This window comes from Nocardia sp. NBC_00565, assembly GCF_036345915.1.
In the GTDB taxonomy this organism is placed as follows: domain Bacteria; phylum Actinomycetota; class Actinomycetes; order Mycobacteriales; family Mycobacteriaceae; genus Nocardia.
The window spans coordinates 3,569,875-3,584,272 of record NZ_CP107785.1; the positions used below are offsets into that span (position 1 = coordinate 3,569,875).

At 66.4% G+C, this 14,398-nt stretch carries 12 protein-coding genes; 2 read left to right on the top strand and 10 right to left on the bottom strand.

Annotated features, from left to right (window positions below):
- Nucleotides 1-28: 28 nt before the first annotated feature.
- The 8 genes from OG874_RS17005 to OG874_RS17040 form a co-directional block, all read right to left on the bottom strand.
- Nucleotides 29-349: a GYD domain-containing protein gene (locus OG874_RS17005; protein ID WP_330256108.1), complete on the bottom strand. Its 321-nt coding sequence runs from the start codon at nt 347-349 to the stop codon at nt 29-31.
- A gap of 211 nt (nt 350-560) precedes the next feature.
- The gene (locus tag OG874_RS17010; RefSeq protein ID WP_330256109.1) at nt 561-1,565 is read right to left on the bottom strand and encodes a ketopantoate reductase family protein; all 1,005 of its coding nucleotides are present in this window, start codon (nt 1,563-1,565) and stop codon (nt 561-563) included.
- The gene (locus tag OG874_RS17015) at nt 1,562-3,217 is read right to left on the bottom strand and encodes an ABC transporter ATP-binding protein (protein ID WP_330256110.1); all 1,656 of its coding nucleotides are present in this window, start codon (nt 3,215-3,217) and stop codon (nt 1,562-1,564) included. Before OG874_RS17015 ends, OG874_RS17010 begins: the two co-directional genes overlap by 4 nt.
- Entirely contained in the window at nt 3,214-4,110 is an 897-nt protein-coding gene (locus OG874_RS17020; protein ID WP_330256111.1) for an ABC transporter permease, read from the bottom strand. Before OG874_RS17020 ends, OG874_RS17015 begins: the two co-directional genes overlap by 4 nt.
- Nucleotide 4,111: 1 nt before the next feature.
- On the bottom strand, nt 4,112-5,068 hold the full coding sequence (locus tag OG874_RS17025; RefSeq protein WP_330256112.1) for an ABC transporter permease: 957 nt from the start codon (nt 5,066-5,068) through the stop codon (nt 4,112-4,114).
- 37 nt (nt 5,069-5,105) lie between these two features.
- Nucleotides 5,106-6,791, bottom strand: coding sequence for an ABC transporter substrate-binding protein (locus OG874_RS17030; protein WP_330256113.1), 1,686 nt, complete (start codon nt 6,789-6,791; stop codon nt 5,106-5,108).
- Between the two features lie 70 nt (nt 6,792-6,861).
- Nucleotides 6,862-8,040: an acyl-CoA dehydrogenase family protein gene (locus OG874_RS17035; RefSeq protein ID WP_330256114.1), complete on the bottom strand. Its 1,179-nt coding sequence runs from the start codon at nt 8,038-8,040 to the stop codon at nt 6,862-6,864.
- Nucleotides 8,037-9,224: an LLM class flavin-dependent oxidoreductase gene (locus OG874_RS17040; RefSeq protein WP_330256115.1), complete on the bottom strand. Its 1,188-nt coding sequence runs from the start codon at nt 9,222-9,224 to the stop codon at nt 8,037-8,039. The genes OG874_RS17035 and OG874_RS17040 overlap by 4 nt, the downstream gene beginning before the upstream one ends.
- A 271-nt stretch (nt 9,225-9,495) precedes the next feature.
- On the opposite strand from OG874_RS17040, the gene OG874_RS17045 reads away from it, so the two are divergent.
- Nucleotides 9,496-10,374 carry a LysR family transcriptional regulator gene (locus OG874_RS17045; RefSeq protein ID WP_330256116.1) on the top strand — a complete coding sequence of 293 codons (879 nt, stop codon included), beginning with the start codon at nt 9,496-9,498 and terminating at the stop codon, nt 10,372-10,374.
- Nucleotides 10,374-11,246, top strand: coding sequence for a sulfurtransferase (locus tag OG874_RS17050; RefSeq protein WP_330256117.1), 873 nt, complete (start codon nt 10,374-10,376; stop codon nt 11,244-11,246). The genes OG874_RS17045 and OG874_RS17050 overlap by 1 nt, the downstream gene beginning before the upstream one ends.
- A gap of 7 nt (nt 11,247-11,253) precedes the next feature.
- Here OG874_RS17050 and OG874_RS17055 read toward each other — a convergent pair whose 3' ends face one another.
- Both OG874_RS17055 and OG874_RS17060 read right to left on the bottom strand, forming a co-directional pair.
- Nucleotides 11,254-12,603: an FAD-binding oxidoreductase gene (locus OG874_RS17055; protein ID WP_330256118.1), complete on the bottom strand. Its 1,350-nt coding sequence runs from the start codon at nt 12,601-12,603 to the stop codon at nt 11,254-11,256.
- Nucleotides 12,604-13,069: 466 nt separating this feature from the next.
- Nucleotides 13,070-14,128: an endonuclease/exonuclease/phosphatase family protein gene (locus OG874_RS17060; protein WP_330256119.1), complete on the bottom strand. Its 1,059-nt coding sequence runs from the start codon at nt 14,126-14,128 to the stop codon at nt 13,070-13,072.
- Nucleotides 14,129-14,398: the final 270 nt, after the last annotated feature.

A 14,398-nucleotide genomic window follows, 5' to 3' on the forward strand; every position in this document is an offset into this window, starting at 1 on the left:
GATACGAACCCGACCGCGCCACCCTCAGCTATTTGCCCGGTGGCCGGTACTCCGTAGTGCGGTGCACCGCGTCATCCACCTGTTCCGGCGTCAACAGCGGCACGGACTGCGACCGCGCCGCACCGGAAGCGGCCGTCTGAATCGCAAGCACCGCAGCCGCTTCCTCATCGGGAACCGTCCCGATTACGAACAAATCCCGCGCACCCAGTGCGAAATAGCATGATTCGACGGTCCCGCCGATACTTTCCACCATTCGAGTTATCGCGTCACGCCGGGCAGAACCACCCTCCGCCAACAGCCCACCCGCACCCGCGGACGAATAGGTGACCTCCCACAGAAACCTCGGCATATCACCCTCCATACATAGACGAAGACGATGTCCAGCAATCGTTCACTTACGACAGCACAGATGCAAGCCACCACCCCGCGCAGCAGCGGCGCAAGCGTCTGCAGTGACGGAACGCCCGCGATCCGCGGCCGCCCGCTATGGACAGGCCCATGCGGCGCACTATTTGATTCGTCCTGATCAAATACTCTTCGGCGAATCGTCAGCGAAATTTCTACGCGAGATCCGCCAACGATTCCAGACCGGGCAGTTCGAGCCCGCCGCCGGCGCGTGCCGCACGCCCGAGCAGTTGCTGCAGCCGCGCATTGAGCGGGGCCGAAACGCCGTGCAGGCGAGCGAGCATGGCTATTTCGCCATTGAGGTAGTCGACTTCGTTCGAGCCGGCCCCGCGCGCGAAGCTCTGCCAGGTGGACTGTTGGCCGGGCGATACGCCGACCTGCTCGATACCGGCCTGCCGCACGCTCCGGACCAGTGCGGAGGGCTCATGGTGTGCGATCCCGGCCACCGCGAGCACAGCCCGTGTCTCCGCGACCAACGCGGCACCGACGGCATCCTTGACCGTGCGGTCACCGGCCAGCACCTCGAGGCCGTTCTTGACGCTGAACAGAATCTTCGCCGCCTTGTAGGCCCCGATATCCGGCACCGATTCGACCAGGAAATTCGCGGCCCGCACGTCCTCGACGAAGGTCTTCAGCGCGCGTTCCCCGGACGTCGGCGCACCCGCGGCGACCCCGGCGATCACGCTGCCCACATAGGGGCTCCCGCCGACCTGCACCTCGCCGAGCCGCACGTAGTGTGCCGAGATCAGGAAGGTGGCGCCGATGACGGTCGTGAACCATCTGGCTGCCGCGCGCTCGGCGTCTAGGCCGTTCTGCAGGGTGACGACCGGCAGGTGATCGGCGGCGACGCCCACCACTTCGCCCCGCGCATCGCGAACCTCGTGCCAGGCGAGCGCCTGCGCGGCATCGCGCACATCCTGCGTCTTCGACGCGAGTACCAGAATATCGTCGTGAGCCAGTTCGAGATCGTCGGTGATCGCCGCGACCGGCAATCTGATCGCCCGCGTGCCCGCTGCCGTCCGGTAGGAGACCGGGTGCAGCGCGAAGTGGCGCAGCGTGTCGCCGCGGGCGATCAGGCAGACTCCGTGCCCGCACGCACCCAGTTCCGCCGCCAGGCTCACGCCGACCGCCCCGGCGCCGACGATCACATAGCGCGTCATCGGACCGCGATGTCGATCGGCGCGGCGGAGCGACGCCCCGGAATCGCGTCCAGTAGACGTTGCGTGTACGCATGTTGTGGATCACGGAAAACCGCTGCGGCCGAACCCGATTCCACCACTCGCCCCTTATCGAACACCGAGACCGTATGCGCGATCCGCCCGACAACGGCCAGATCGTGCGAGACGAAAAGATAGGTGAGCCCGAGCCTGTCCTGGAGTTCGGTGAGCAGGTTCAGGATCTGCTCCTGCACCGAGACGTCCAGCGCCGAAACCGGCTCATCGAGCAAGACCACCTCGGGTTCGAGCGCGAGCGCCCGCGCGATTGCCACCCGCTGACGTTGGCCGCCGGAAAGTTCTGCGGGCCATCGATCGAGAAAGGTGCGTGGCAGTGCGACCTGATCGAGCAATTCTATCGCCCGCGCCCGGCGACTGGTCCTGGTGCCGATCCGAAACGACACCAACGGCTCGATTACGCTCTCGCGCACCGTGAATCGCGGATCCAGCGAGGCGAACGGATTCTGGTGCACCAATTGGAATCTGCGCCGCAGCGGTCGCACGGCGCGCCATGACAGGTGCGTGATATCCGCGCCACCGAAACGCACCGTGCCGGAGCTAGGTTCGGCCAGTGCCATGGCGATCCGCAGCGTTGTGGTCTTCCCCGAACCGGATTCGCCGACGAGCGCGTGCGTCCGCCCCTTGGCCACCCGGACGGATACGTTGTCGAGCGCGACGAACCGTGCCCGCCGCCCCGCACCGCGGGACCGGAAAACCTTGGTCACCGAATCGAGTTCGAGAATCGGATCGTCCACCTCGATCGCATCGGGCGACAGCACGAATCGTGGCTCGATGACGCCGCCGTGGGTCAGCGCGGGAGCGGCGGCGATCAGCTGGCGGGTGTAGTCGTCCGTCGGATCGACGAGAATGTCGGTGGGAGAACCTTCTTCGACGATCCGACCTTCGCGCATGACGATGACGCGATCGGCACGATCCGCGGCGACGGCCAGATCGTGCGTGATGATCAAAAGGGCGGTTCCGGTATCGCGCACCAATGATTCGAGGTGATCGAGAATGCGTGCCTGCACGGTCACATCGAGCGCGCTGGTCGGTTCGTCGGCGATGATCAGCTCGGGCCGCCCGGCCAGCGCGATGGCGATCAGCACCCGCTGACGTTGCCCGCCGGACAGTTCGTGCGGATACCGCCGGACGCGTTGCTCGGGATCGTCGAGCCCGGCGGTGCGCAGAATATCGAGCACTTCCGTATCGACCTGTGGGCCACGAATCCCGCGCTGCCGCACTGCCTCGGCGACCTGGGCGCCGATGCGCTGGGTGGGGTTGAGGCCGACCATCGGATCCTGCGGTATGAGGCCGACCGTCGATCCGCGCAGTGATCGAACGACTTTCTCACTCGCGCCGCCGATCTCGACCCCGGCGACCCGGATGGTACCGCCGGTGATGCGTCCCGCCTCGGGCAGCAGCCCGATGACGGCATTGGCGGTCGTGGTCTTTCCGGAGCCGGATTCCCCTACCAGAGCGACGATTTCGCCCGCGCGCACGCGTAGCGTCAGATCGTGCACCGCGGGAACCACGACACCATCGCGGGTGTACCCCACAGCCAAGTGATCGATCTCGACAATGGCTTCGGATGCGCTCATCGTCGCAGCTCCTGCAGGGTTTTGGCGAGATGGTTGAGCGACAGCACGGTCGTCGCGACGACCAACCCGGGCATCAATGACACCCATGGCGCGGTCACCAGGAAGTTGCGCCCGTTGGCGACGAGCGTGCCCCATTCGGCCTGTGGCGGCGCCGCGCCGAATCCGAGGAAGCTCAGCGCCGCGACGGCGATGACCGCGGTGCCGAAATCGAGTACCGCCAACACCATGACCGGCCCCCACGAGTTGGGCAGGATGTGCCGCAACAGCACTCGCGTCCAGGACGCGCCACCGGCCCGAGCGGCCTCCACGTACGGCAGCGTCTTCACCCGCAGCACCTCCGAACGGGTCGTGCGGGCGAATCCGGGCAGGATCCCGATGCCGACCGCGATCGCTACCGGAACGGTGCCGAAACCGAGCGCGGTCACGATCGCCAGCGCGAGCAGCAATGCTGGAATCGCCAGCAGTACATCGACCGCGCGCATGATCACCGAATCGGCTATGCCGCCGAAGAATCCGGAGAGCACACCCAGCGCCAAGCCCGCCACCAGGGCGATACCCACCGCGATGAGTGCGGCCTGAATGGTCAGCGTCGAGCCGTAGAGGGTCCGGGCCCACAGATCTCGGCCCACATCATCGGTCCCGAAAAGGTGTGTTCCACTGGGAGCTTGCAGTCGTTCGCTGGGCGAGGTCGCATACGGGTCATAGGAGGTGAAGGTCGACGGCGCGAAGGCGGCCGCGATCACGAACGCGACCACGGCGCCCGTGAGCAAGAACAGTGGCCTGCGGATCAGCCGGACGGCCCGCGCCCGCCGCGGCGCCCATTTGCCGGGTTCCACCGTGGGGCTCGGTGGAACCGATACGGTGGCAGTCGGTTCGATCAGCGTCTGCACCATGTCAGCTCACCTCGGCTCTCGTGGTGTGGGTGATCCGGGGATCGAGCAGCGGATAGATCAGATCGATGAGCAGGTTGACGACGACGAAACCGGTCGCCGCGATCACGACAATCGCGAGCACCACCGGAACGTCCTTGGCGAGCACCGCTTCCTGGGCGAGCTTGCCGATCCCGTTACGGTTGAACACCGTTTCGACGACGATGGCGCTGGTCACCGTGACCCCGACCAGCAGCCCGAAGATGGTCAGCGCGGGGAGTGCGGCATTGCGGAAGGCATGGCGCAACTGCACCTCGCCGCGCGAGAGCCCCTTGGCTCGCGCGGTCACGATGTACTGTTCACGCAGCGTTTCGTGGAAGCTGCGCGTCAGCACCTGCGCGAGTTGGGCGGCCGCGGGGATCGCCATCGTGATCACGGGCAGCACCAGGTGCCGCCAGCCACCGGTACCCATCGACGGCAACCAGCCGAGGTCGAAGGCGAAATACTGAATCAGGACCAGCCCCACCAGGAATGACGGCACCGCGACACCGAGAGCGGGCAGCCGATCCAGCAGCAGGCGCAGCGGCCGATTACGCACAAACGCAGCGAGATAGGCCAGACCGGTGCCGAGCACGACGGCCAGCAGACCCGCGAGTGCGCTGAGCGTCAGGGTACCGCCGAGCCTGACCCCGATCAGGTCGGTGACCGGCACCTGTTTGGCGATGGAGGTCCCGAAATCGCCGTGCAGCGCACCGGACAGCAGCGAGAAGTACTGCTCCAACACCGGGCGGTCGAGCCCGTACTTCGCCTTCGCCGCCGCCAGCTGCTGCGGGGTCAGCGAATCGGTTTCGATGCCCGCGGCGCCGAGCTGAATGGAAACCGGGTCGCTCGGCAACAGGTACAGCACGATGAACGTGACGGTGAAGGCGGCCCAGAGCACCAGGATCGCCTGGGCGACCCGGCCCGCGATATATCGGGTCATCGTCGCGGTTCCTCCTTCCGAGAGTGCGCGGTCGGGGCTACGGCTGGATCCAGGTGTCGTTCAGGGCGAGGAAGCTCTCCGAGGTGAGCCGGAATCCGTTGACCTTGTTGCTGATTCCGGCGTATTGCAGCCGTTCGAACAGCGGGAATGTCACACCCGCGTCGATCAGTAGGTTCTGCAGCTCGCCGTATGCCTGCTGGCTCTTGGTCTTGTCGGTGGCCTGCACGGCCTGCTGGAACAACTGCTGAACCCGGGCCGCGGTCGCCGGTGTCTGCGCGTTGCGGGCCAGCGCCTTCGAGTTGGCCAGCTGCTCGACCAGAATGAACTGCAGCGCACCGGGATCAGCCCTGGTGAAGTAGGTTTCAGCGAGATCGTAGCGACCGCCGGTGATGACACCGGGCCGCTCGGCGGCGGTCACTACATCGATCCGCAGCTCGATCCCGGCCTTGCGCAGCTGATCCTGGAACAATTCCGTTCCGGCTCCGGATTGGGTGGTCAGCAGCGACAGGGTCAGTCGTTTGCCGTCCTTGGCGCGGTATTGCTCACCGGGCGCGAGGCGCCACCCGGCGGCGTCGAGGATACGCCCGGCCTCCTGCGGGTCGTAGCCCAGTTTGCCTGCCTGCGAAACGAAATACGGTGTGGTGCTGTCGAAGCCGCCGCCGACCACCGGGTAGTCGGCACCGTATACCGTTGCCGCATAGGTCTTTACGTCGGTGGCACGGTAGAGCGCCTTGCGCACCTGATCGTCGGCGAGCGGATGCCCCTCCGACACATTGGGGAACAGCGCGAACGACACTCCGGGCAGTGGGCGCGAGCGGATGTATCCGCCGGATCGCTCGATGAGCCGCTGGTCTTCGACTGTGAACGGATTACGCGGCCAGGCGATGTCGATCTGACCGCTGACCAGGTTGCCGGTACGGACGCTGTCCTCGGCCACGTAGGTCACCTGCACTTTGTCCAGGTAGGCCTCGCCGGTGTTCTTGCTCAGCTTCGAACCCCACTGGTATCCGGGCCGTCGGCTCAGCGAAACACCCTGTCCCGGCGTGTATTTATCCAATACGAACAGGCCCGAGCCGACAATGTCGCCCTGGCAGCGCTGCTGGGGCGTCTTCTGGAAGGAAGCGGGCGAGAGCAGTGCGAGATTGGTCGTCGACGTCGCCTGCAGGAACGACGAGTTCGGTTGGCTGAAATGGAATTTCACGGTCTTGGCGTCGAGGACCTCGGTCGACTCGAGGCCGACGATATAGCTGGCGCCGAAGGCGCTGCCGCCGGTCTGGCGCACCAGGTCGAGGAACGCGTCGAAATTCGTCTTCACCGCCGCGGCATCCAGCGGTGCACCGTCCGCGAAGGTGACACCGTCACGCAGAGTGAAGGTGTAGTCACGTCCGTCCGGGCTCACCTGCCAGCCGGTGGCCAGCCACGGGACGATCTCGCCGGTGTCGGGATCCTGATCGGTGAGCGAGTCGGCGAAATTGCGGATCAGGGAACGGTGTTCGATCCAGTAGACCTGGAACGGGTCGACGCACGCGAAGGCCGCGTTATCGGGCCAGAAGGCGATATCGAGGGTGCCGCCGCGCACCGGGTCCTGGCCCGCGCCGGATGGGCCGCTGTCTTTACTCCCCCCGCCGCAGGCCGTCGCTACCAACAGCGTCAGCGCCGCGACAGCGGTTGCGGCCGTGCGTCGACCGGATCTGGCGCGCACGGCATGGAACATCTTCGACATCGTGGGGTGATTCCTCATCGTGAGTCCGAAAGCCGTTGCCCGGCTCGGTACTTGGTTGGTGGGTGGGCGACTATTCGCCCGGCCGCAGCACGGCCCGGCCCGCGGCCAGTACGGCGGCGTCTTCCTGTGGTGGATGCACCCGCACACACAGCACATCGCGTAAGTGCCGCTCCAACGGATTACGGCGGGTCAGGGCCGCGTTGCCGAGAGCGGCGACCGCGGTTTCGACCGCCGCGATCACTGATCTGGCGATCAGCACCTTCACCGGAGACAGTCGATTCGCGACGTCCGGTTCGTCGGCAGCCAGCCGCAGCAGCGTGCCGTACAGCAGCGTTTCGGCCTGAATGATCTGTGTTTCGATCTCACCGGCCACGGCCTGGATGCGTTCGGTGTCGGCGATCGGGTGGCCGAGCGCGGTCGGCACCCTGGTTCGGGCGTACTCGACGAATGCGGTGCGGGCCGCCCGAGCCACGCCCACATAGAGTGCGGCGTGTCCGAACGACGAGGGACCGGCGGTCGCCGCCGGATCCCGGTAGACGCCGTCCTGCTGCGGTATCTCCAGGAAGTTTCCGCGCGGTACGGCGACATCGGTGTAGCTGACATCGTGGGTGTTCGAGGCGCGCAGACCCAGATGGTCCCAGGAATCGCGCCAGGCGATACCGTCCGCATCGGCGGGCACGATGAAATGTCCTACCCGCAAGGGAGTTTCGTCGGTCACGGCCCACACGAGGTGGTAAGCGAGTGCCCGTCCGCCGGTGGCGAAGGTCTTGTGCCCATTGAGAATCCACCCGGACTCGGTACGGCCGGCAACGGTGGCGGGCAGTCCGCCCCGAGCGGGTGCGCCCAGTTCGGGCTCGGCCCGGATCGCGTTCACCAGCGCCGGACCCTCGGCCGATCGGCGCAGCAGCTCGGCGTACACGTCCTCCGGCCAGCCACCGGCTACAGTCTGGATCCGGTGTGCCGCAAGATTATTGGCGGCGATCAGCGCGACCGACGGATCGCCCTCACCGAGTGCCACCAGGATTCGCACCACCTCGAGCGGATCGAGCTCGGGTCCGCCATAGCGCGCGGCCACCGTTGCGGTGAGATAGCCGCCGCGATGCGCGGCCGCCAGACCCGCGGCCGGGATCTCGCCACTGCGGTCGTAAGCGGCTGCAGTGGCGGCGATTTCGGCTGTCAGCGCGGCAAGCGCGGCAGGCGAGGTATCGGGAACGGTCAGGGTGACCGGCCCGGCCGATACGGTGGTCACGACCGCCCCGCCGCGGCCAGCGCACCCGGATGCTCGGCCTGCAGGGTGCCGCGCCGCCCGGTCGCTTCGCGATGCGCCAATTCCTGGCGGACCAGCGGCAATACATAGCGGCCGTAGTCGATAACGTCATTGAGGGTGTCGTAGCCGCGAATAGATACCAGATCAGCGCCGAGGTCGATGTAGTCCACGATCGCCGCGGCCACCGTCTCCGGGCTGCCGACCAATGCGGTGGACGCACCGGCGGCATTGGTCGCCGCGGCCGTGCGGGTCCACAGCGCGCGATCGTAAACGTCTTGGCGACTGGCGAATTCGAGCAGACGCTGCGACCCGACGTTCTCCGGCTTCGCTCCCGCATACTGCTTGCGCAGCGCACCGGTCCGGAAGGTGTGCTCGATCCGAGCGACGTAGTCGTGGGCCTTTGCCCAGGCGAGTTCGTCGGTTCGGTCGATGATCGGACGGAAGGTCACCCAGATGCGCGGGCGATCGGTGCGCCCGGCCGCGGCCGCGATCGCGTGCACCCGTTCGATCTGACTCTTGATATCGGCCAACGGTTCGCCCCAGAAGCTGAATATATCCGCCTTCCGGCCGCCGATGCCGAACGACGCGTCGGAGGAACCGCCGATCGAGATCGGAATGGATCCGGCGTACGGAGCGAATCCGGGTCCGAACCCGTCGAACCGGTAGTGCGCGCCGTCGTGCGAGAACGGCTCGGTCTTCGTCCACGCGTCGCGCAGGATGTCGATGTACTCGTCGGTGCGGGCGTAGCGCTGCTCCTTCGACAGGTAGTCGCCTTGCCGTGCCTGCTCGGCGGCATTGCCGCCGGAGATCAGATGGACCACCGCGCGGCCCTCGGTGAGCTGGTCGAGCGTGGCCAACTGCTGTGCGGCGACGGTCGGGAACACGGTGTTCGGCCGCAGCGCGACAATGGGCTTCAGTCGCTCGCTGAGCTGCCCGACCGCTGAGGCGAGTACGAACGAATCCGCGCTGGCCGACGCGTAGGGCAGCAATGTCAGATCGAAGCCGCCGTCCTCGAGCGCCCGGACATAGCGGCGCAGGAAGGCAAGATCGATGCCGCGGCTGGGTATCGGGTTCAGTTCGGTGGCGGGGTTGAGGTGCGTCAGGCTGATGAACTCCACCTTCGACGCGGCAGTGGCGGGCACCGAATCCCCTGGATCGACTGTCATGCTGGTCCTTCCCGGTCGGCGTGGCGCGGGCGCGCGGCCGTACCGAATTCGCTAGGGCTCGACGGTGGGATGTCATGGTAGGGAGCAGCTGCGCGCCGAAACCAGAGTTTCGATCATGGTTTTCGATCTATATCGCCGATCGGAACCGATAGCCCGGATACCCCCGCTACCAGGATGTTCCGATCTCACAGATTCAAAGGGTGCGCATTTCGGGCCGAATGTAGTTGCGTGGTGCCATCCGAATGTCGAGGCGGAGGCAGGTGGGCGCGCAATGGCAGATCCCTTGGACTTGGTGCATCTACAGACCCTGGTGGCCATCGCCGACACCGGCGGCTTCCGGCGGGCGGCCGACGCACTGCATTTGAGTCAGCCGACCGTCAGCCAGCATGTGCGGTTGTTGGAGCGTCGGCTGAAGCGAACGCTGGTCGAAAAGGACGGCCGCGGTTCACGTTTCACCGTCGACGGCGAACGTTTCGTGGTCGAGGCGCGCACGCTGCTCGCAGCGCACGACCGGCTGCTCGAGCGCTTCGTCGTGACGGATCCGAATCGGATCACCATCGGGTCCACCGAACACGCCGCCGATGGACTGCTGCCGGAACTGCTCGGTGTATTGCGTGGTGCGTATCCGGATGTGTACCTGCACTTTCGGATCGATCGATCCACCAGCCTCACCGAATCGGTGACCAAGGGCGCGCTCGATCTCGCGGTGGTGCTCGGCGGTAATGCCGAACCGGTCGGTGCGGAGGTCGGTGAACTCCAGTTGCGCTGGGTCGCCGCCCCGGGATGGCAGTTGGCCCCCGCCCAGGGCCCGATTTCCCTGGTTGCTTTCGAGGAACCGTGTAGCTTGCGCAAACGCGCCCTGCACCGCCTGGCCGAGTTGGGCTACGACGTCTCGGTCGCCGCCGAATCCGGGAGTCTCGACGGTGTTCTAGCCGCCGCACAGGCAGGCCTTGGTATCGCGCTGCTGCCGTTCCATGCGGCCGTCCCCCGCGGTCTCGCGGAAGTGACCGATTTGCCAACGATGGGCTGCATCGACGTGCGACTGGTCGCCCGACGTGGACTGGGCCCCGATATCGAACTAACCGCCGTCGAGGCGATCACCACGCATTACCGGTCGATGACCGGACGTCAACTGAGGGGAGTCGCGTAATGGGCGCGCACACGGACACACTGATCACCGTCGCGGAACTGGCCGACCTGATCGACGCCGCCGAACCGGTCACCATCCTGGATGTGCGCTGGCAGTTGGGTCGGCCCGACGGCCGCCTCGCCTACGGGGACGGCCATCTTCCCGGCGCGGTCTACGTGGATCTGGAAACCGAGTTGTCCGATCATTCGGCGCGAGGGCGCGGTCGACATCCACTGCCGAGCGGATCCGCCGTACAGGCCGCGGCGCGGCGCTGGGGCGTGCGCGCCGGAGTTCCGATCGTGCTGTACGACAACTGGAATCGAGCAGGCTCGGCGCGGGCCTGGTGGGTGCTGCGGGCCGCGGGTATTCCCGACGTTCGGATTCTCGATGGTGGACTGGCCGCGTGGGTTGCGGCCGGGCGGGGACTCGCGACCGGTGGCGAACATCCACACGATGGTGATATTGAAGTGCCGCACGAAAACCTGTACACCGGAGCGCTTCCAACATTGACCGCCGCGCAGGCCGCCGCCATCACGAACAGCGGCGTGCTGATAGACGCTCGCGCACCCGAACGATTCCGCGGGGAGTCCGAACCGGTCGACCTCGCCGCCGGACACATCCCCGGCGCGCGCAACGTGCCCAACGGCGCCCTCCTCGACGATCGTGGATTCTTCCGCCCCGCAGCGGAACTCGACGCAGTGTTCACCGCCGCCGGCGTCCGCGACGCGGCCGCAGTGGGTGCCTACTGCGGGTCCGGTGTCACCGCGGCGGTGGACATCGCCGCACTCCGGATCATCGGCATCGACGCGGCACTGTTTCCCGGATCGTGGTCGGAGTGGAGCACGGACCCCACTCGTCCGGTCGCGACCGGCCCGGCAGAGGCACGCGCCTGACCGATCATTACACCTTCCCCGGATTGAACAGCCCCGAGGGGTCGAGCGCGGCGCGCACCGCACGCTGTACGCGTAATGCGTCCGGCCCCAGTTCGCGCTCCAACCAGCGCCGCTTGAGCACGCCGACCCCGTGTTCGCCGGTAATCGTGCCACCCAATTCCAGTGCGGTTGCGAATATTTCGTCGGCGGCGTCGGACGCACGCCGCTCGGCCGACGCGTCCTCGGGCGGTACCACGATGATCGGATGCAGATTGCCGTCACCCGCATGGCCGAAGGTGTAGATCTGACTGCGGTGTCGCTCGGCGATCTCGGTGATACGGCGAACGGCATCCGCGATCCGAGTCCTCGGCACCGCGATATCCTCGATCAGCACCCGGCCGTACCGTTCCAGCGCGGGCAGCGCCGAACGGCGGACCGCGAGCAGTTCGTCGGCCACATCCGGATCGTCACCCACCAGGACGCGAGACGTGAACTGCCCAAAGGTGGATTCGATAATCCTGGCCTCCGCGTCGGCACCGAATCCGTCGGTCTGCGCGACCACGAACGCACCAGCCGACTGCGCTCGAACGCCCAAGAAGTCCTGCGCTTCCCGCAGGGACCGCTCATCGAGCAACTCGAGCAGCGACGGCCGCACGCGCGCGGACAGCACCGCGGCCGTGGCCGCGGCGGCCTGCTCGACATCGGCGAAGTAGGCCGCGACGGTCACGGTGCGCACCGGAATCGGGTGCAGCCGCACCGTCGCCGACACGATCACGCCCAGCGTGCCCTCCGATCCGGTGAACAAACTGGTCAGATCCAGGCCCGCAACACCTTTCGCAGTACGCCGTCCGGTGTGGATCAGTCGGCCATCGGCGAGCACAACGCTCAACCCGAGCACCGAATCACCGGTGACGCCGTATTTGACGCAGCGCAGCCCACCGGCATTCGTGGCGATATTGCCGCCGATGGTAGAGATGGCGACGCTGGCCGGATCGGGAACGTAGCGCAGACCGTGCCGCCCGGCCTCGGCGTCGAGTTGTGCCGCGCTGACACCGGCCTGCACCACCGCGAGCTCATCCGCGGGTGCGATCTCGAGTATCCGATCGAGACGGCTCACATCGAGAATCAAGGATCCCGCACCGGCACTCGCGCCCCCGGCCAACCCGCTGCCACCACCCCGCACGACCACCGTCAGACCGGCATCGGCCGCGAGAATCACCGCCCGCCGCACATCGTCGACGTCCGCGGCGACGACCAGCACCTCTGGCGCACTCGACGGCACATAGCCGGAACGGTCGGTCCGGTAGGCGACCGGGATGTCCTCGCCGACATAGACGGCACCGGAGATCGACTCCGTCCAGGTGGTCGAAACAGACATCGAATGGACTCCCTACTTCAGTGGCGTGGGCGGCACGGAAACCGACCATTCATCATGTCCGATCACGGCGCGTACCGATAAGCCAGGAATGATCGAACTGTCCGATAAGTGCCGTCCAATCCCGCGCTGCTGGCCGCGGTCCACGGGTCTCGGTACTGCCACCGTGCCAGGTGTTCAATGGGAGCACCCGGATCTGTCGTACCGCGGACGCACCAGCGACAACGGCCATCACCGCACCGGCCGCGAGCGCTCCGGCCGCCCCTGCCGACCCAAGTCATCAGTGTCACCGGTGTGCCGGCGGGCTGTGATTGTTCGGGTGGGGCCGACTGGTCGGTTTTCTGGCTGGTACAACTGGTCAGAACTGTCGCAGAGGCATTTTCCGCGCCGGCACACTCCGAAGTCCGCGGTGTAGAGGACTTAACGCGATACGACCTCTCAGCCGATGTACACACCCCATCCTCATCTGTCAGTCGGCGAGTTGGTATGTCGCGACGATGCCTTTGTGGTCGCTGCCCCACTGCGCTGGCGAGGCGAGGAAATTGTCCTGGGTTGGTTCCTGCGCTCGGGTATCGCGCACGACGGACCCGCGCGGGCCGATGATGCCGACCGCAGACAGACACAGCGCGGCACCATGAGCGAAGATGTAGTCGACTCGGTCGCGTTCGTCGGCCTCAGGAGCCCAGGCGAGTTCGGAGACATCCACATCGACGTTGTCCGACGGCCAGGTGAGTCCGGGATGGGTTGCCGGGTCCGGATACATCGATCGGTACGCATCGATGAAACCGGCTTGTTGCAGGCGTCGAGTGGTCTCCCACGCCAACACCACACCGTTGTGGTCGAACAAGTTCGCTGTGGCGGGCGTCCAATCCAGCAGGGACGGCTCGTTCAGGTCGCCACCCATGATGACCGAAGACCCGTCGGCGATCTCGGCTTTCGCGTCGGCGAGAAAGTTGCTGATGACCCCGGAGCGGCCCGAAGCCGCGTTGATGCGCTGGATCACGGCAAGGTCGGTCACTGGACCGTCCGGCAGCTTGTTCCACTCGTGCTCGGCGAACTCGCCCGGCGCCGGGGCTCCGGGTCCGTACCCTCGGGGCAGGTTGCAGGCATACCAGCGATACTCCAGATGCGCGGAGTAGACGGTGAGGAGCTTTCCGTCGATGTTCAACCGCGCCTTGACCATCCATTGCAGATCGGCGCTGTCCTGGACCGGAAACACCGACAGAATTCCCGTGTCGTGCGAGGGGACGGCGTTGAACTCGCGCCCCCGCCGCACCAGTTCGGCCGCGACGGCCGTGGTCGCTTCGGTTGCCTCCGAGAGCAGCACGATCGAGGCCTGTGTCGAGATGATGAGATCGGTGATCAGCTGAATACCATTGGAGATTTTGCTGCCGCTGTGCCACGTGTTCAATGCGAGCACCCGGATCTGTCGTGCCGCGGGCACAGCAGCGGCAATGGCCATCACCGCACCGGCCGCGAGCGCTCCGCCCGCCCCTGCCGACCCCAAGTCATCATCGCTTCGCGTCATCAACCCATCATGGCCTCCATCGAGATGCCCACGATTGCGAGCAGTGCTGCTGCAGCACATCCAGGCTCAGGTGAGGGCCTACCGGCTGTCGCGCCGGAAGGATGGCCGTGCTGTTCGACGGCTCACTGGAACCCGCGAAGCGGCATCTCCGGACGGCCGCGAACGCATGGCCGTGCCGGCTCATACGGCTGTCCTGGGGCGGGGACATGCCGATCGGGATCGTGCGGCCCGCATTGCAATTCCCCGATCAGCGCGTCGAATCGGTGACAT

Bases quoted from the DNA above. Each gene is read 5' to 3' on its own strand.
- OG874_RS17005 (WP_330256108.1), bottom strand. From the start codon at position 349: ATGCCGAGGTTTCTGTGGGAGGTCACCTATTCGTCCGCGGGTGCGGGT.
- OG874_RS17010 (WP_330256109.1), bottom strand. From the start codon at position 1,565: ATGACGCGCTATGTGATCGTCGGCGCCGGGGCGGTCGGCGTGAGCCTG.
- OG874_RS17015 (WP_330256110.1), bottom strand. From the start codon at position 3,217: ATGAGCGCATCCGAAGCCATTGTCGAGATCGATCACTTGGCTGTGGGG.
- OG874_RS17020 (WP_330256111.1), bottom strand. From the start codon at position 4,110: ATGGTGCAGACGCTGATCGAACCGACTGCCACCGTATCGGTTCCACCG.
- OG874_RS17025 (WP_330256112.1), bottom strand. From the start codon at position 5,068: ATGACCCGATATATCGCGGGCCGGGTCGCCCAGGCGATCCTGGTGCTC.
- OG874_RS17030 (WP_330256113.1), bottom strand. From the start codon at position 6,791: ATGTCGAAGATGTTCCATGCCGTGCGCGCCAGATCCGGTCGACGCACG.
- OG874_RS17040 (WP_330256115.1), bottom strand. From the start codon at position 9,224: ATGACAGTCGATCCAGGGGATTCGGTGCCCGCCACTGCCGCGTCGAAG.
- OG874_RS17045 (WP_330256116.1), top strand. From the start codon at position 9,496: ATGGCAGATCCCTTGGACTTGGTGCATCTACAGACCCTGGTGGCCATC.
- OG874_RS17050 (WP_330256117.1), top strand. From the start codon at position 10,374: ATGGGCGCGCACACGGACACACTGATCACCGTCGCGGAACTGGCCGAC.
- OG874_RS17055 (WP_330256118.1), bottom strand. From the start codon at position 12,603: ATGTCTGTTTCGACCACCTGGACGGAGTCGATCTCCGGTGCCGTCTAT.
- OG874_RS17060 (WP_330256119.1), bottom strand. From the start codon at position 14,128: ATGACGCGAAGCGATGATGACTTGGGGTCGGCAGGGGCGGGCGGAGCG.